Below are 16,825 nucleotides of genomic sequence, written 5' to 3'. Positions count from 1 at the left end.
AAACCACCTTTCACCACGGTCCGAAAAACACCCCTCAGTCCAGCCCGCGATGATCAGTCGGTCGCGCGAGTGAACTCTCACCGACCGGTAAACTACAACCGCGCACACGCGCACGATCACAGGTGAGTGCGTTTAGGGCACCTCGGCTAGGAGAGGGTGACGTCCTCGCCGGCTTCGGCTAGGAGTTCGGCCAGGGTCTGCTGGGCGCGCACCAGGGTCCACTCGACCTCCAACTCCTCGCCCGCTCCGGCTGCCGCGGCCTCGGCTCCCTGCGCCGAGGCCTCTGCGACTCCTGCAACTCCCGCGGCTACTGGGCGGGTGCGGTAGGCGTAGACGGCCGGGCGCGGCAGCGCGTTGTAGGCGAACGGCGTGGAGAAGTAGTAAGCCCCGGTGTCGTGGACCACCGCGATGTCACCGGGGGCGAATTCCGGCACGTCGTAGTCGCGGCCGATCATGTCCCCGGTGAAGCAACAGGGGCCGGCCAGATCCTGCACGGTGTGCGGCGCCTGGCTGGGCGATCCGTCTGCCGTATAGGCGCTGATGCGCAGCGGCCAGTGCTCGGGCACGAACACGGTCCGGGTCGCGGTCTGGGCGCCGGCGTGGCCGATCGCGAAGCGGCGCGGGCCCACGTCCTTGGTGTATTCGATGAGCGTGGCGATATCGCCGGCCTTGGCCAGGACGGACCTGCCGAACTCGGTGACGATCTGGAAGTCGCCGTTGAACAGTTCTGGGACCTCGCGCTTGAGCACGTCGGCGTAGTCGTGGAAGGTCGGCAGCACGTCCTCGGAGGTGAAGTTCACGCTCAGGCCACCACCCACGTCGAGGCGTTCGATCTGATCCCGGCCGGCGCGGGTGTTGATCTCGTTCGCCAGGCCCACCACGGTCTTGATTCCGGCGGCTGCCAGTTCCAGCGGGATGCCCTGGGAGCCGGTGTGCACGTGCAGCTGTCGGATCCACGGGCGCGCCACGATCGCCGCGACCAGCCGCTCGCGCGAGTCCTCGTCGTACAGGGCGATGCCGAACTTCGTGGTGGTCGTCGCCGTGGACATCTGGCCGATCGACCCGGCCCCCACCACGGGGTTGACGCGCACGCCGATGTGGCTGGTCGTCGGCCCCACCCCGGATTCGGCCAGTTCATCGCGCAGAGCCGCGACCCGGCCCATTTCCTGGTACGAGTCGATGTTGAGCGAGGCGCCCAATTCCAGGGCCTCGCGCAGTTCCGCCCGGGTCTTCGCCGGGGAGTCCACCACGATCTTCTCCGGGGCGAAACCGGCGGCCTTGGCCATGGCGAATTCGCCGGGGCTCGCGACCTCGCAGCCCATCCCCCGCTCGGCCAGGAAGCGCAGCACGGGGATGATGGTCACGGCCTTGCACGCCACGGTGTGCAGAGCGGAGTCAACGCCTGCGAACGCATTGTTCAGATCGGCGATCCTGGCCTCGATCACATCCAGATTGAGAATGCCGGCCAGCTGCTGGTCCTGGCCGAGCATCGAGTTGTCCGCCAACGATTTGATCGCCGCATTGCGTGCGTGAAGTGCCGTGGCCATATCAGGTGATTCCCCCGGAGGTGTGCGAGCGTATATGAAGGTCTGTTCACCAGACCTTTCGTGACGCTCACATGATATACGCCGAGGCCGTGCCCGGGTGACGGATTCCGTCACCCGGGCACGGCCTCGGCGGGAGTCCGACCGCGAACGGCCGAACGGGGTTCAGAGGCTACGACTCACTTGTCGTCCTCTTCCTCCTTTTTCTCCACGACCAGCGTCTCGGTCGTCAGCACCAGGGCCGCGATCGAGGACGCGTTGCGCAGAGCCGAACGCGTCACCTTCACCGGGTCGATGATGCCCTGGGCGATCAGATCGCCGTAGGTGTCGGTAGCGGCGTTGTAGCCCTGTCCCAGGTCGAGTTCGGCGACTTTGGACACGACGACCGAACCGTCCTGTCCGGCGTTGGCAGCGATCTGGCGCAGCGGCTGGACCACGGCGCGGCGGACGATGTCGACACCGGTCGCAGCGTCGCCGGTCAGGCCCAGTTCGTCACCGGCCAGAACCTGTGCGGCCTGCACCAGAGCGGAACCGCCGCCTGCCACGATGCCCTCTTCGATCGCAGCGCGGGTGGCGGACACTGCGTCCTCCACACGGTGCTTGCGTTCCTTGAGCTCGACCTCGGTCGCGGCGCCGACCTTGATGACGGCGACACCGCCGGAGAGCTTGGCCAGGCGCTCCTGGAGCTTCTCCTTGTCCCATTCGGAGTCGGTGTTCTCGACCTCGGCGCGGATCTGCGCCACCCGGCCGGCCACTGCGGACTCGTCACCGGCGCCGTCGACGACGGTGGTGTTGTCCTTCGTGATCGTCACGGTGCGGGCGGTGCCCAGCTGGTCAACCGTCACCTGATCGAGCTTCATGCCCATATCCGCGGTGATGACCTCGCCACCGGTCAGGACGGCTAGGTCCTCCAGGATCGCCTTGCGGCGGTCGCCGAAGCCCGGTGCCTTGACGGCTGCGACATTGAGGATGCCGCGGATCTTGTTGACCACCAGGGTCGACAGGGCCTCGCCCTCGACGTCCTCGGCGATGATCAGCAGCGGCTTGCCGGCCTGCTGGACCTTCTCCAGGACGGGCAGCAGCTCCTGGATGTTGGAGATCTTGCCCTGGTTGATCAGGATCAGCGGATCGCTTAGGACTGCTTCCTGGCGGTCGGCGTCGGTCACGAAGTACGGCGACAGGTAGCCCTTGTCGAACTGCATGCCCTCGGTGACTTCGAGTTCGGTCGTCGAGGCCTGGGACTCGTCGATCGTGATGACGCCGTCCTTGCCGACGACGTCGAAGGCCTTGGCGATGAGTTCGCCGATTTCGGCCGACTGGGCGGACAGAGCCGCCACGTGGGCGATCTCCTGCGAGCCGTTGACGTCGCGGGCGTTCTCGCGCAGGCGGGCCTCGACCGCGTCCACGGCCTTCTCGATCCCGGCCTTGAGCTGGCCGGGTGCGCCGCCTGCGGTGACGTTGCGCAGGCCCTCGTGGACCAGTGCCTGGGCCAGCACGGTGGCCGTCGTGGTGCCGTCGCCTGCGACATCATTGGTCTTGGTGGCGACTTCCTTGGCCAGCTGCGCGCCCAGGTTCTCGTACGGGTCGTCCAGTTCGACCTCGCGGGCGATGGTCACACCGTCGTTGGTGATCGTGGGTGCGCCCCACGCCTTGTCCAGGACGACGTTGCGGCCCTTGGGGCCCAGCGTGACCTTGACGGTGTTCGCCAGGACATCGACGCCCCGTTCCAGTGCGGCACGGGCTGCGTCGTCAAACTGCAGAGTCTTCGGCATTGCCTAACTTCCTCTTCTGCTTGTCGTTTACGTCGTTAAACGTAGGTCAGTGGAAGCGGGCTCAGCCGATGACCGCGAGCACGTCGCGGGCCGAGAGCACCAGGTACTCCTCGCCACCGAACTTGACCTCGGTGCCGCCGTACTTCGAGTAGATGACCTTGTCGCCCTCGGCGACGTCCAGGGCGATGCGGTTGCCATTGTCGGCGACGCGGCCGGGGCCCACTGCCACGACCTCGCCCTCCTGGGGCTTTTCCTTGGCGGTGTCGGGGATGACCAGACCGGAGGCTGTGGTCTGCTCGGCCTCGAGCTGGCGGATGACGATCCGATCCTCGAGCGGCTTGATGTTAACCGACATGTTCGGACACTCCTTCATGTTCATAAGGTGGTGGGCCGCCTGGGCGGCCGTGGTTCGACGCGGGACCCGGAGTCGGACGCCGAGGCCTCCGCGCCGCGGGTCCGTTCGTCGTCGCGGGTGCCGAACGGTGCGATTGTGCGGGTGCCGACGGGTCCGATGTGCTGTGGAATCCCACTTAGCACTCACGGAGCTCGTGTGCTAACTCCGACTTTATGACTGACTTGGCACTCATGCAACTCGAGTGCCAGATCTCGACACGATTCGTCTTGCGCCCACAGCTGACGGGCAGCCGACTCTCAGGCCAGGGCCCAGCCGCCCAGGGCGCGTTCGGCGTTGGCGGTCACCAGGTTCGCCACCTCGGCCTCCTTGGCCACGTTCTCCGGGGTCGCGGTAGGACCGGGTTGACCGGGCTGTGCCGGCTTGCGCGCCGGCGGCGGGAACTCCGCGCCCAACCGGACCTCGGCCAGCTTGCGCACCGTCAAGGGGACCAGGTAGGAACCGCCCGGCTTGCCGCGGTGCGGATGCGGGGTGAGGAATGGCGCGTCAGTCTCGGTCAGCAGCAGCTCATCGGGCACGGCGGCCGCAGCCGCCCGCAAATCGTGTGCGTTCTTGAACGTGATGTTGCCAGAGAACGACATGAGGTAGCCGCGCCGCGCGCATTCCCTGGCCATCGCCTCGTCGCCGGAGAAGCAGTGGAAGATCGTCACGTCCGGGGCCCCGGCATCGGCCAGTATCCGCAGCACATCCGCATGGGAGTTCCGGTCGTGGATCTGCAGGGCCAGGCCCAGGCGCTTGGCGATCTCGATGTGGGCGCGGAAGGACTCCTCCTGGATCCGCCGGCCGGCCGCATCCTCCGTCTGGAAGAAGTCCATGCCGGTCTCCCCCACCACGCGCATCCGCGAGTGCGAGGCCAGCAGCGCCTCGATCTCCGCCAGCGAGTCGTAGAGCAGCCCGACCGCGGCCAGGCGCGGGGCCTCGTTCGGATGGATCGCCGCCCCGCCGAGCATCCAGTCCGGGCGCACCCCCGGCTCATCGCCCGCCGCGGCCCTGGCCACCAGGTCCGCAGTGAAGCGGGCCGATGACATCTCACAGCCGATCTGCACGATCCGCGTGATCCCCGCCGTCTGCGCGGCGTCGTGGAAGAAGCTCAGCGGCGGGAAGCCCGTGCCCTCCTGCCCGGGACCCTCGGCGCCGTCATCGGCCGGATCGACCTCGGGGGCCGGCTCCCCGGCCTTGATCGGCCCGCGCACCCCCAGGCCCAGATCCAGGTGGGTGTGCGTGTCGACTGCGGGAGCAGCCAGGGGGACGGGAATCGGCGGGTAGACGCCGGCGCCTCGCGATGCCACCTGAGCTCAGGCCCCCTGCTTCTGCCCGCCGGCCGAACCGGCCGCGGCGTCGTCCTTGGGCGCCTCGTAGCGCGGGAACACGCCGGCGGGCTTGGGCAGTTCGACGCCCGCGGCCAGCGGCGTGGCCAGTGCGGCGAAGCTGCGCGCATGGCCTGCCTCGTTGTCATCGCGGCCACCGGCCGAACCGACGGCCGGCACGCCCAGCAGGTCCAGGACCTTGCCCGCGGACTCCGGCATCACCGGCTGGACCAGGATGGAGACCCGGCGCACGACCTCGATCGTGGTGTAGAGGACCGTGGCCATCCGGGCCGGATCGGTCTTCTTGAGCTTCCAGGGCTCCTGCGCGCTGAAGTAGCGGTTGGCCTCCTCGAGCACCTTCCACAGGACCTCGACATAGCGGTTGAGCTCCTGGGTTGCGACGAAGCCGCGGGCGGCCTCGTGCGCGGCGGCGGCCTGGTCGAGCAGTGCCCGGTCCGCCTCGGTGAAGTCCGCTGCGGAGACATCGGGCACGACGCCGCCCAGGTTCTTATTCACCATGGACAGCGAGCGCTGGGCCAGGTTGCCGTACTCATTGGCCAGGTCCGAGTTCTTGCGCCCGATGATCGATTCGGCGGAGTAGGAGCCGTCGTTGCCGTAGGAGATCTCGCGCAGCAGGAAGAAGCGCATGGCGTCCAGGCCGAAGGAGTCGACCAGGTCATAGGGATCGACGACATTGCCGATCGACTTCGACATCTTCTCGCCCTTGTTGAACAGGAAGCCGTGGGCGTGGACGCGCTTGGGCAGTTCGATCCCGGCGCTCATCAGGAAGGCCGGCCAGTACACGGCGTGGAAGCGCACGATGTCCTTGCCGATGATGTGGACGTCGGCCGGCCAGAACTTCTTGAAGGCCTCGCCGTCGACGTTCGGGTAGCCCACGCCGGTCAGGTAGTTCGTCAGGGCGTCGACCCACACGTACATCACGTGCTTCTCATCGCCGGGCACCGGGATGCCCCAGTCGAAGGTGGTGCGCGAGATCGACAGGTCGTTCAGGCCGCCCGAGACGAAGGAGGCGACCTCGTTGCGCCGCACATCGGGGCCGACGAACTCGGGGTGTTCCGCATAGAGCGCCAGCAGTTTGTCCTGGTAGGCCGACAGGCGGAAGAAGTAGGATTCCTCCTCCGTCCAGGTCACCTCGGTGCCGGTGGCGGTGGCGTAGCGCTGACCGTCCTCGCGGACTTCGGTTTCGTCCTCGTTGTAATAGGCCTCATCGCGCACCGAGTACCAGCCGGCGTAGCTGTCGAGGTAGATGTCGCCGTTTTCCTCCATCCGCTGCCAGATCGCCTGGCAGCTGGCCACGTGGTCGGCGTCGGTGGTGCGGATGAAGCGGTTGTAGCTGGAGCCCAGGGTGTCCTGCAGGGTGCGGAAGGCCGCGGCGTTGGCGGTGGCCAGTTCCATCGCCGTCACGCCCTGCTTCTGCGCGGTCTGCTGCATCTTCAGGCCGTGTTCGTCCGTGCCCGTCATGAAGAAGACATCCTCACCGTCGAGCCGGTGGAACCGGGCGATCGTGTCGGCCGCGACGTATTCATAGGCGTGGCCGATGTGCGGGGTGCCATTGGGATAGGCGATGGCGGTGGTGATGTAGAAGCTCATGGGGAAAGTCTACTTCGCGACCGCCTGCCGGTTCGCGCGGCCGGGCGGGCGCAGCCCGCCGGTTGTCCGAGGCCCGCGCCCTGCCTTCATGCTTTGTCAGCCAAGTAGGCCTCGTAGACCTCGCGGGTCTTCAGGCCGGCGTCCTTGGCGATGCGGGCCGCCGCGTCCTTGGCGCGCAGTCCGGCCTCGACCAGCTCGGCCACGGCCGCCACGTGGTCCTCCGGCGCCGAGGTCCGCCCCACGAAGCCGGCCACGACCAGGGTGAGTTCGCCGCGCAGGCCGTCTGCGGCCTCGGCGGCCAGATCGGCGATCGTCCCGCGCAGCACTTCCTCGTAGGTCTTCGTCAGCTCCCGGCTGATCGTCATGGCCCGCTCCGGACCGAACGCCTGCGCCAGGTCGTCGAGGGTCGCTGCGATCCGGTGCGGGCTTTCGAAGAACACCATCGTGCGCCGCTCATGGGCGAGTTCGGCGAACAGCCGCGCGCGCTCCCCCGATTTGCGCGGCACGAAACCTTCGAAGGTGAAGCGGTCGCTGGGCAGGCCGGACAGGGCCAGGGCCGTGAACACGGCCGATGGCCCCGGCGCCGAGGTCACCGGCAGTCCGGCGCCCGCGACCGCCTTGACGACGTGGTAGCCGGGGTCGGAGACCGCGGGCATTCCCGCATCGGTCAGCAGCACCACGCGTTTGCCGTGCCGGATCGCCGCCACCACGTCCGCGGCCTTGGTCTGTTCATTGTGGTCGAAAACGCTGACGACGTTCTTGGTGTGGGCCAGGCCCAGGCGCTGGGCCAGGCCCAGGAAGCGGCGGGTGTCCTCGGCTGCGATCAGATCCGCGCCCTCGATCTCAGCGCGCATCCGCGGGGAGGCATCGGCCAGATTGCCGATCGGGGTGCCGACCAGGACGAGTGCGGCACGAGGTGCTGCAGAGCTGGGCGAATCCGGTTCGAAGGCTGCGGAGGAACTCATGAACCCATCCTCCCACGTCTGTGCCGCCGCGCGACCCGTAGACTGGCGGGGTGTCCGACCTGAGCGAACAGCAGACCCAGCACGCACCCGGCGCCCAGTCCGCCGCGACCGAGTCCGGCGGCCCGAGAGCCGGCGGTTCACGCGGTGGTTCCAGCGGGGTTGCGGCCAGACTCCACGCAGCGCTGCTCAGGCCGGGCGTGGCGTTCTACGCCTGGTTCATCCCCGTGGTGCTGACCGTCCTGGGCGGGGCACTGCGCCTGTACCGGCTGGGCTTCCCCCATTCGCTGGTGTTCGATGAGACCTACTACGTCAAGGACGGCTACGCCCTGTGGCAGTCGGGTTATGAACGCAATTGGACGAAGGAGGCCAATGACGCGTTCAACCAGGGCGACCCCTCCGGGCTGTTGGAGGCCGGGGAATACGTGGTCCATCCGCCATTGGGCAAATGGCTGATCGGCGCCGGCGAGCAGATCTTCGGGGTGCAGTCCTCCTTCGGGTGGCGCTTCGCCGCCGCGGTGTTCGGCGCCCTGTCGATCTTCATTTTGGCGCGCCTGGCGATCCGTCTGTTCAAGTCGGTATGGCTGGGCTCCCTGGCCGGATTGCTGCTGGCGGTCGACGGCGAGCACTTCGTGCACTCGCGCACCAGTCTGTTGGACCTGTTCGTCATGTTCTTCGTCTTGCTCGGCTTCGCCTTCCTGCTCATCGACAAGGAATGGGCGGATCTGACCCTGGCGCGCAGGCTGGGCCTGGAGCCGGCCGACCCGGGGGCCCGGCCGGGTGCCGTGAGCAGGTTCCGGGCCCTGGCCTCGGGCCTGTATCGCACGGCCTTCCTGCCCGGACCGCAGGACCTGGGCAGCGGACCCGGTCTAGGGTGGCGGCCGTGGCGGATCGCCGCCGGCCTGAGCCTGGGGTGTGCGATGGGAGTGAAGTGGTCGGGCATCTATGTGCTGGCCGTCTTCGGCATCCTCACGGTGCTGTGGGATCTGGGGCGCAGACGGCGCGCCGGCCTGCTGGGCAGGTGGCGCGGTTGGTTCTTCAAGGACGCGATTCCGGCGTTCGTGTCACTGGTGCCCGTGGCGTTGATCGTCTACGTGCTGTGCTGGTCGGGCTGGATCTTCACCTCCGGCGGTTACGGCCGCGACTGGGCGGAACAGAACTCCGGCTGGTGGTCCGGGTTGCCGGACTGGTTGGTCAGCCTGGCGCACTACCACTACACCGCCTACAAGTTCCACGTCGGGTTGGATTCCGAACACCCCTATATGTCCAATCCCTGGGGTTGGATCGTGCAATGGCGGCCCACCTCCTTCTACTACAAGTCCCCCGAACTGGGTGAAGCCGGGTGTGCGGTCGACCATTGTTCGGCGGCGATCACCTCAGTGGGCAATCCCGTCATCTGGGGCCTGGCGCCCATTGCCGTGCTGGGCATGCTCTTCGTCTGGATCGTCCGGCGTGATTGGCGCACTGGGGCGATCCTGGCGGGCCTGCTGGCGGCCTGGGGCCCGTGGTTCACCTACCAGCACAGGACGATCTTCACCTTCTACACGATCGTCATGGTCCCCTTCGTGGTCCTGGCGGTGGTCTACCTGCTGGGCGTGATCTGGGGCGATGCGGACCGTGTGAGCACAGGCCGCAGGGGCTTCGGCAGCGGTTTCAGCGGTAGCAGTCTGGGCAGTGGGGCCCGGTTCGCGGTCAGCCCTCGCGCCCTGTTCTGGCGCAGGATGGCGGTGGGGCTGATCGTGGCCCTGGCGGTCCTGGCCTTCGCCTTCTTCTACCCCGTGTACACCGGCGAGACCATCCCCTACGAGGACTGGCGCCACCGCATGTTCAACGCCAGCTGGATTTAGCCCGCCTTCCGCATTTTCTAGTTCCAGTCCTATAACACCGCTGAATCCGTAGGTGCTATAGGACTGGAACTAGAAAATGCAGCGGGCCGCCCCTACCCCAGGTGGATTCCGACTTCCCTGGCCTTGCGGACCATGCCATAGCCGGAGGGCCCGGGAATGACATCGCGCCATTCGACCCGGATGAGGTTGTGATGGGCCCGCAGCCGTTCCTCGCGCCGTTTCTCCCGTTTGATGTCGTCTGGGCCCGAGTACTTCGACCAACCGTCCGCTTCGACGATGAGGTTGAGGTGTGGAATGAAGAAGTCAACCCGGTCCTGGAAGCGCCCGTCGCGGGAAATGAAGACCACCTGCTGGTAGACATCGGTGATGCCCAGGTGCTTGAGGGCCAATAGCGTCAGGCTTTCCAAAGGGGATTCGGACAACCCCGTGGTCCACGACGTCAGGCGCCTGGCCCGGCGCATCCCCTTGCGGGAGTTGAGTTTCTCCAATTCGTCGAGCACTGCGCCGAGGATCTGCCTGCGCCTGCTCAGAGCTTCCATGGTCTGGGCGTCGGCAGCCTGGATTCCCCGCTCCGTTCCGCGGCCTGCATCGAACGGTGGGCGCCAGAACCTGAATCGATCGGGGTAGGCGTTGAGGCGGACGTCCTACATGTCGACCACCCCACCGACGAAGGCGTCCGCGGCGATGAAACCGTGCATCTCGTCCTTGTCGCGGAGGATATCCGCCACGGTCCAGATCGGACTGGTCATGAGGACGCCGGGAAGTGCCGAGGCAGAACCGGACAGATGTTCCACTGGCACTGTGCGACGGTGCCGCCGGATGACGGCCGTGGTCTGCGACGACCGGTCAGGGTCGGAGATGGAGATACGGGGGAACTCAGTTACGAACAGCGGGATCCCCTGGGCCGCTGCGGCGGATTGGTGGCTGATGAACTGTCCGGGCGCCAGACCATACGCTCGGATGTGACCCAGGTGGATTGCGATCCTACGGCGGAACATCGACACCTCGGACCTTCCCGGAGTTCCGGTGTCAGGCGGTTCGAGCAACTCAGGACAGTCGATCCACCGGCTAAGGGCAGCGTGTGCGGAGCACCGGCAGACCCGCACGATGAGGTAGATCCCACGGCTGAGAGTTTGGAGACAACACCGAAGACATGAGGCTATTACCGCCTTGCCAATACCAGAGTTTATAAGCGTTTGATGCGTTACAACGTTATACATGCATAGATCATGGCACACAAATGCATGACACGGTAGACACGCCACTTACCTGCATATAAGGGTCTGTTGCATTTTCTACTTTCAGTCCTATAGCACCCCCGGATTCAGCGGTGCTATAGGACTGAAAGTAGAAAATGCGGAGGCTTCACCCAGGCTGCACATCAATGTGGCCGCACGTTCACCTTCGGTTCACGGTCCCCGGCCTACGATGGCGCCCTGTGAATGAGTCAATCGATACCCCAGACATCGCCCGCGCGGCATCTCAACCGCCCGTCGCGGCATCCCCTGCAACACGCGGTTCCACCGCTCCGACGCCGAGGCCGCACACCGTTGCGATCATCCCGGCCAGGGGCGGCTCCAAGGGCATCCCGCTGAAGAACCTGCAGAAGATCTCCGGCGTCACGCTGGTGGGCAGAGCAGTCGACGCGGCGCGCGGCTCCCGGCTGATCGACCAGGTGATCGTATCGACCGATCACGACCAGATCGCGGACGAGGCCCTGGCCCACGGCGCCTCCGTGGTCCGGCGCCCCGCCGATATCTCAAGCGATACCGCCAGCAGTGAATCCGCACTGCTGTACACACTGGACCGGCTGCGCCCACAGCACGAGGGGGACCCGGCCATCACCGTGTTCATCCAGTGCACCTCCCCCTTCATCAACCCCGATGACATCGACCAGGCGATCGGCCGAGTGCTCGCCGACGAGGCTGACTGCGTGTTCTCCGCGACCGAGGACCACAGCTTCCTGTGGACCCTGAAGCCTGCCCAGACCCCGGCCCACGCCCAGACACCTCCCACGGCGATTCCCGTCGGCCACGAGGCATCGTTCCGCCCACGCCGGCAGGACCGGAAGAAGCACTTCAATGAGACCGGCGCCTTCTACGTCATGCGCACCACGGGCCTGCGCGAACACGGCCACAGGTTCTTCGGCCGGATCGCGATCCAGGAGGTGCCCCCGGAGGACGCCCGCGAGATCGACACCCTGGCCGACCTGACCGCCCTGCGGATCGCGGCGCAGACCCGCACACCGGCCTCGGCACTGGACGTCGACGCTATCGTCACGGACTTCGACGGGGTCCACACGGACGACTCGGCCTTCGTCGACGAGTCGGGCCGTGAACATGTGCGGGTCCACCGCGGGGACGGCTTGGGGATCGCGGCGGCCCGAGCCGCGGGCCTGCCGTTCCTCATCCTGTCCAAGGAACGCAATCCGGTGGTCGGCGCCAGGGCCGAGAAGCTGCGCGTCGAGGTCATGCAGGGGGTGGACGACAAGGCTGCCGCACTGCGGACGTGGATGGCGGATCGGAACCTGAACCCGGCACGCGTCGCCTACATCGGCAACGACGTCAACGATCTGCCCGCCTTCAACCAGGTGGGCTGGCCGATTGCCGTGGCCGACGCCCACCCCTCGGTGCTCACCGCCGCCCGGCTGAAGTTGAAGAACCGGGGCGGGCACGGGGCCGTCCGGGAACTGTGCGATCTGGCGGTCGGCCAACCAGCACCGATCGCGGTCCAACCCGAGGCTCCGCCCGCGGTGACATCCGCGGCCTTGCCCGAGGCCCCGCCCGAGCCCCGCCTGCACAGCGTGGCCGGATGACCCACCCCGCTGTGCAGACGGACCCGAATCAGACTTTCCAGACGCCCCAGACAACCCAGACGAACACAGGAGAAACGATCATGACGATCATCGAGAACACCACCATCGCCCGCCCCAACACGACCAACCCCGGCATCCAGGTCGGCGAACACTTCATCGGCCCGGGCCAGCCGGTCTACCTGATCGGCGAGATCGGCATCAACCACAACGGGGACGTCGAACTGGCCAAGCGGATGATGGACGTCGCCGCAGCAGCCGGCGCGCAGGCCGTGAAGTTCCAGAAGCGCAATCCGGACATGGCGGTGCCCGAGGCCCAGAAGTCCAAGCCCAAATCCACTCCGTGGGGCGAAATGACCTACCTGGAGTACAAGTACCGGGTGGAGTTCGAGGAGGCCGAGTACGCGCAGATCGACGAGTACGCCAAGCAGCTGGGTTTGCAGTGGTTCGCCAGCCCCTGGGACACGGATTCCGTGGCCTTCCTGCAGAAGTTCGACGCGGTCGTCTACAAGATCGCGAGCGCCTCGATTACCGACCTCGAGCTGCTGCGGGCGATCCGCGCTACCGGCAAGCCGGTCCTCATGTCCACCGGCATGTCGGACTTCGAGCTGATCGACCGGGCGGTTGAGACGGTGGGCACGGACAATCTGGTGCTCATGCACGCGACCTCGACCTATCCGCTGCCGGCCGAGGAGGTCAACCTGCTGGCGATTCCGGCACTGCGGGAGCGCTACGGCGTGCCGGTGGGCTATTCGGGCCACGAGACGGGCACGGCGATCTCGGTCGCGGCAGTGGCTCTGGGCGCGGTGACGGTGGAGCGCCACATCACGCTGAGCAATGAGATGTGGGGCTCCGACCAGTCCGCCTCGATGGAGCCCGATGAGTTCATCCGCCTGGCCGAGGACATCCGCCGGGTCTCCATCGCCCTGGGCGACGGCGTCAAGCGCGTGATGCCGGGCGAGGAGTCGAAGATCGAGTCCCTGCGCGTGAAGAAGTAAGCCGGTGGGCTCGACTTCCCCTGTCAGTACTCCTCCGGTCGGCACTCCCCTGGTCGGCACTCCCCTGGTCAGCGTCGTCATCCCCGCGCACAACGCCCAGGACTACCTGGGCGATGCACTGGGCTGCCTGGCCTGGCAGGGCATCGATCCCGCCCTGGTGCAGCCGGTGGTCATCGACGATGGATCACAGGATCGCACTGCCGAGGTCGCAGCCGCGGCCCTGGCCCCGTTCCCCACCGCTGTGCTCACCCGCGTGCCTGCCGCGCGCGGGGTGTCGGCGGCGCGGAATCTGGGGCTGCGCGAGGCGACCGGGCGGTTCGTGACCTTTTTGGATGCCGATGACTGGTTCGCCGGCGGCTACCTGGCCCATATGGTCGATGTCCTCGAAGAGTTGGATGTGGATTTCGTGCGCACTGACCTGGTCCGCGCGGCAGGCAAGGCGCGCAGGCTGTGGCGGGCCCCGGTGGCGCTGCGCGGGAAAGCCCTGGCCACCCGGGATTTCATCGACTCACCGGTGGGATTCCAAGCCACGATGGTGGATTTCCCAAGCACGCTGGCCGGTCTCTACCGACGGGAATTGGCCGAACACGCCGAGCAGGCGGCCGCCGGATGCCCCGGTGTCCTGTACTTCGATGAGTCCCTGCGCACAGCGGAGGACAGGGAGTGGAACTGGCGGTTGTTCCTGGCAGATCTGCGCTTCGCAGTGGTCGACTCGCACGCGCCGGTATACCGCAGAAAGGTGTCCACGTCCCTGACTGCGACCTATGACGAAAGGCAGATGGACATCGTGCCCAGTTGCCTGGGGATCATCGAACGCTGTCGGGCGGACCCGGATCTGGACCGTTTCGCCCTCAAAGCGGGGCACAATCTGCTGGCGCTGGTCGACATCCACTTGAAACGCGACGACCTGCCCGCGCATCTGCGCACCACCCTGGTCGAACGCACCGCGGGGGCGCTGACCGCTCTGCGCCCGGCCGAGTTGGACCGGCTCGCCTCCGGGCTGGGTTCCCAGCGGTCCAGACGCCTGGCACCCGTGTTGACCCGAGTGGCCGGGGAGCGCCAGAGCATCGACAGAAATAAGGATGCCGGAGCCTCCTCCGAGTACCACCGAAAGGCAGCATGAAACAGATCTTCGAGGTCTCCAGCCTGTTCCAGCTGGCCAATCTGCACGCAGCACTGTCCGCCGGACTGATCGGTCCGGCGGACGAACGGATCCTGCTGATCAGCGACAACCGGGTGATCAACGACTTCGGCGCACCGTTCCACTCATCCCCGATCGGCCAGACTCTGACTCCGGTCTTCGACCGGGTCATCGAGTTCAACCGACTGATCTGGCCCAACCATCCGGCCACCTGGCGCCCGCGCGCGGACGATCTCCCGCTCCTCGAACGCCTGCTGCGCCGCGAATGGAATCTGGGAACCGCGGACCTGGAACTGTACGTCGAATCGATCCAGAGCCCACCGGCGACGGCCCTGGCCGAGGTCTTCGGCACCTCGGCCGTGTTCGTCCACGCCGACGGCCTGATGAGCTATGGGCCCACCCGCAATGTGCTGCCGGTCCAGCTGTCCCAGCGCTTGGCCGGGCTCATCATCGCCGAGCTGGTACCGGGCCTCGACCCCGTCCTGCTGGCCGAGTACCGGGTGCCGGTCCTGCGCGTGCCCGCGGCCGCGCTGCGGGCGACCTTCGAGCTCATGAGTCGCGCGGCCGATCCTGCACTCGCCGCCTTCGCCGCGGACACCACCGCGCACACAGAGCACACCGGGCCCACTGCCATCATCGTGGGCCAGTACCTGGCGGACATCGACCTGCTCACGACAGAGGAGGAACAGGGACTCTATGCCTCGATGCTGCGCACCGCGGTGGACGAGGCCACTGCGGTGGGTTCCGGGGCCGCTCGCATCCTGTTCAAACCGCATCCGGCCGCCGGGGCCATGGTGACGGCGCTGCTGCACGAACAGGCCACTGCACTGGGCGTCCAGTTGGAGGTCCTGCCCGCCCAGGTGCCTGTCGAGCTGTGCATCCACCGGCTGTGCCCCGACCTGATCGTCGGCTGTTTCTCCACCGCCCTGGCCACCGCCTCCGGGCTCTACGGGGTGCGGGCCTACGCTGTGGGCACCGAATTGGCGCTGGAGCGCTTCACACCCTACGAGAACAGCAATCGGATACCCGTGACAATCTGCGACTTCCTATGGGCACAGGGCGGGCCGGGCGGCGAACCGTCCCCGACCTCGGATCTGGCGGCTGTGGCCGAGGCCCCCGCCGGCCGGGCCCGCGCGGCCGAGCAGGTGCCCGGGCTCCAGCGGCTGGTTCACGCCGTTGCCTACTGCATGCAGCCACAGATCCTGCCCGGACTGCGTGAGGAGGCGGCCTCACTCTTAGCCGACGCGTATCCGGCACACGCCCGGTACTTCAAACGACGCCGGCTGACCAAGCTCGACCTGCCCGGCCGGCTACCCCCGAAACCACAGCCGGAAGCCTCGGGGTCCTCGGTGCTGATCCGAAAGCTGCGGCGCAGGGCCGGGCGATTCTCCGGGCGCATCGTCCGGCGGGTGCGACGGCTACGACGTACCCGGGGAGTTCAGTCTTGAGCTGCGCGCCAGGCGGCCGCGGCGACCGCGGACTTCGCGATATCGGCCAACCCGTACTCGGCCTTCCACCCCAGTTCGGTGGAGATTGCCGTGACATCGGCGATCAACCGCGGCGGGTCCCCCGCCCGACGATCACCGATCTCCGGAGTCAACGGCCGACCCAGCGCATCGGAGAGCGCATCGATGACCTCGCGCACACTGGCACCCTGCCCCGTGCCCACGTTGAACGTCGAGACCCGCGGCCGGCCCGCCGCCAAAGCATCCAGGGCGTACACGTGTGCCAGTGCCAGGTCCTTGACATGCACATAGTCACGGATACAGGTGCCGTCATCGGTGTCGTAGTCATCACCGAAGATCACCGGGGCCAGGTCCCGGGCCTCACGGTCCAACACGATCGGGAACAGGTTCATCACCGCAGTATCGGCCAGGTCGTTCCAGCCGGTGCCGGCGACGTTGAAGTACCGCAGCTTGATCGCGTTGAGCCCGGTCGCCGCCATCACATCGTCGATCATCCATTCGCCGATCAGCTTCGTCTGCCCGTAGGGGTTGATCGGGCGGCAGTCGATGTCCTCTTCGACCATCAGCCGGTCGGGCATCCCGTAGACCGCCGCCGACGAGCTGAACACGAGGCGGTCCACGCCGGTGCGCTCCAGGGCGGCCAGCAGGTTGGCCAGGCCGGTGACGTTCTGCTGGTAGTACCACAGGGGCCGCTGAACACTTTCCCCGACCTGTTTCTTCGCGGCGAAGTGGACGACGGAGTCGACGCCGTAGCGTTCGATGACCTCGACCAGGCGATCGGTGGCATCGGCGTGGGACAGGTCGATCTGCTCCAGCGGCAGCTCGCCGATCCGGGAGGCGATGCCATTTGACATATTGTCCACGATCACCACATCGTCGCCGCGCTGTTCCAACAGCCGCACGACATGCGATCCGATATAGCCGGCACCACCGGTCACCAAGACAGTCACAAG

Annotated in this window: 14 protein-coding genes; 5 read left to right on the top strand and 9 right to left on the bottom strand. The window is 66.9% G+C overall.

What is annotated here, in order from left to right; genetic code table 11:
- Positions 1-146: 146 nt before the first annotated feature.
- The 6 genes from NQ034_RS02965 to rsmI all read right to left on the bottom strand — a co-directional run bounded on the left by NQ034_RS02965 (position 147) and on the right by rsmI (position 7,611).
- Positions 147-1,547, bottom strand: coding sequence for a type III PLP-dependent enzyme domain-containing protein (locus NQ034_RS02965; protein WP_257046948.1), 1,401 nt, complete (start codon positions 1,545-1,547; stop codon positions 147-149).
- 176 nt (positions 1,548-1,723) lie between these two features.
- Positions 1,724-3,316 carry a chaperonin GroEL gene (groL, locus tag NQ034_RS02960; RefSeq protein WP_257046947.1) on the bottom strand — a complete coding sequence of 531 codons (1,593 nt, stop codon included), beginning with the start codon at positions 3,314-3,316 and terminating at the stop codon, positions 1,724-1,726.
- A gap of 61 nt (positions 3,317-3,377) precedes the next feature.
- Positions 3,378-3,671, bottom strand: a complete 294-nt coding sequence (gene groES, locus NQ034_RS02955) for a co-chaperone GroES (RefSeq protein ID WP_257046946.1) — start codon at positions 3,669-3,671, stop codon at positions 3,378-3,380.
- A 296-nt stretch (positions 3,672-3,967) separates the two neighbouring features.
- On the bottom strand, positions 3,968-5,017 hold the full coding sequence (locus NQ034_RS02950; RefSeq protein WP_257046945.1) for a TatD family hydrolase: 1,050 nt from the start codon (positions 5,015-5,017) through the stop codon (positions 3,968-3,970).
- Between the two features lie 6 nt (positions 5,018-5,023).
- Entirely contained in the window at positions 5,024-6,646 is a 1,623-nt protein-coding gene (gene metG / locus NQ034_RS02945; RefSeq protein ID WP_257046944.1) for a methionine--tRNA ligase, read from the bottom strand.
- Between the two features lie 86 nt (positions 6,647-6,732).
- Positions 6,733-7,611 (bottom strand): 16S rRNA (cytidine(1402)-2'-O)-methyltransferase, encoded by an 879-nt coding sequence (gene rsmI / locus NQ034_RS02940; protein WP_257046943.1) that lies wholly within the window; start codon positions 7,609-7,611, stop codon positions 6,733-6,735.
- A 50-nt stretch (positions 7,612-7,661) separates the two neighbouring features.
- Between rsmI and NQ034_RS02935 the strand changes: the two genes are divergently transcribed.
- On the top strand, positions 7,662-9,455 hold the full coding sequence (locus NQ034_RS02935; protein ID WP_257046942.1) for a dolichyl-phosphate-mannose--protein mannosyltransferase: 1,794 nt from the start codon (positions 7,662-7,664) through the stop codon (positions 9,453-9,455).
- Between the two features lie 92 nt (positions 9,456-9,547).
- Here NQ034_RS02935 and NQ034_RS02930 read toward each other — a convergent pair whose 3' ends face one another.
- Entirely contained in the window at positions 9,548-9,994 is a 447-nt protein-coding gene (locus NQ034_RS02930; protein ID WP_257046941.1) for a hypothetical protein, read from the bottom strand.
- Between the two features lie 105 nt (positions 9,995-10,099).
- On the bottom strand, positions 10,100-10,501 hold the full coding sequence (locus tag NQ034_RS02925) for a hypothetical protein (RefSeq protein WP_257046940.1): 402 nt from the start codon (positions 10,499-10,501) through the stop codon (positions 10,100-10,102).
- Positions 10,502-10,893: 392 nt separating this feature from the next.
- Between NQ034_RS02925 and NQ034_RS02920 the strand changes: the two genes are divergently transcribed.
- The 4 genes from NQ034_RS02920 (at position 10,894) to NQ034_RS02905 (ending at position 15,854) form a co-directional block, all read left to right on the top strand.
- The gene (locus NQ034_RS02920) at positions 10,894-12,270 is read left to right on the top strand and encodes a cytidylyltransferase domain-containing protein (RefSeq protein WP_373456776.1); all 1,377 of its coding nucleotides are present in this window, start codon (positions 10,894-10,896) and stop codon (positions 12,268-12,270) included.
- An 80-nt stretch (positions 12,271-12,350) separates the two neighbouring features.
- The gene (locus NQ034_RS02915) at positions 12,351-13,265 is read left to right on the top strand and encodes an N-acetylneuraminate synthase family protein (protein WP_257046939.1); all 915 of its coding nucleotides are present in this window, start codon (positions 12,351-12,353) and stop codon (positions 13,263-13,265) included.
- A gap of 4 nt (positions 13,266-13,269) precedes the next feature.
- Complete coding sequence (locus tag NQ034_RS02910) at positions 13,270-14,388, top strand: glycosyltransferase family 2 protein (protein WP_257046938.1); 1,119 nt, start codon at positions 13,270-13,272, stop codon at positions 14,386-14,388.
- Positions 14,385-15,854: a polysialyltransferase family glycosyltransferase gene (locus tag NQ034_RS02905; RefSeq protein WP_257046937.1), complete on the top strand. Its 1,470-nt coding sequence runs from the start codon at positions 14,385-14,387 to the stop codon at positions 15,852-15,854. Before NQ034_RS02910 ends, NQ034_RS02905 begins: the two co-directional genes overlap by 4 nt.
- Here the strand turns inward: NQ034_RS02905 and galE are convergent.
- Entirely contained in the window at positions 15,845-16,822 is a 978-nt protein-coding gene (gene galE / locus NQ034_RS02900) for a UDP-glucose 4-epimerase GalE (protein ID WP_257046936.1), read from the bottom strand. The two genes, NQ034_RS02905 and galE, sit on opposite strands and share 10 nt — an antisense overlap.
- Positions 16,823-16,825: the final 3 nt, after the last annotated feature.

This window comes from Brevibacterium moorei (genome assembly GCF_024580735.1).
Taxonomy (GTDB): Bacteria; Actinomycetota; Actinomycetes; order Actinomycetales; family Brevibacteriaceae; genus Brevibacterium; species Brevibacterium moorei.
This window is presented reverse-complemented; position numbering and strand designations above follow the sequence as displayed.

Excerpts from the sequence above, each read along its gene's own strand:
- NQ034_RS02965 (WP_257046948.1), bottom strand. The coding sequence starts at position 1,547 with ATGGCCACGGCACTTCACGCACGCAATGCGGCGATCAAATCGTTGGCG.
- groL (WP_257046947.1), bottom strand. The coding sequence starts at position 3,316 with ATGCCGAAGACTCTGCAGTTTGACGACGCAGCCCGTGCCGCACTGGAA.
- groES (WP_257046946.1), bottom strand. The coding sequence starts at position 3,671 with ATGTCGGTTAACATCAAGCCGCTCGAGGATCGGATCGTCATCCGCCAG.
- metG (WP_257046944.1), bottom strand. The coding sequence starts at position 6,646 with ATGAGCTTCTACATCACCACCGCCATCGCCTATCCCAATGGCACCCCG.
- rsmI (WP_257046943.1), bottom strand. The coding sequence starts at position 7,611 with ATGAGTTCCTCCGCAGCCTTCGAACCGGATTCGCCCAGCTCTGCAGCA.
- NQ034_RS02930 (WP_257046941.1), bottom strand. The coding sequence starts at position 9,994 with ATGGAAGCTCTGAGCAGGCGCAGGCAGATCCTCGGCGCAGTGCTCGAC.
- NQ034_RS02915 (WP_257046939.1), top strand. The coding sequence starts at position 12,351 with ATGACGATCATCGAGAACACCACCATCGCCCGCCCCAACACGACCAAC.
- NQ034_RS02905 (WP_257046937.1), top strand. The coding sequence starts at position 14,385 with ATGAAACAGATCTTCGAGGTCTCCAGCCTGTTCCAGCTGGCCAATCTG.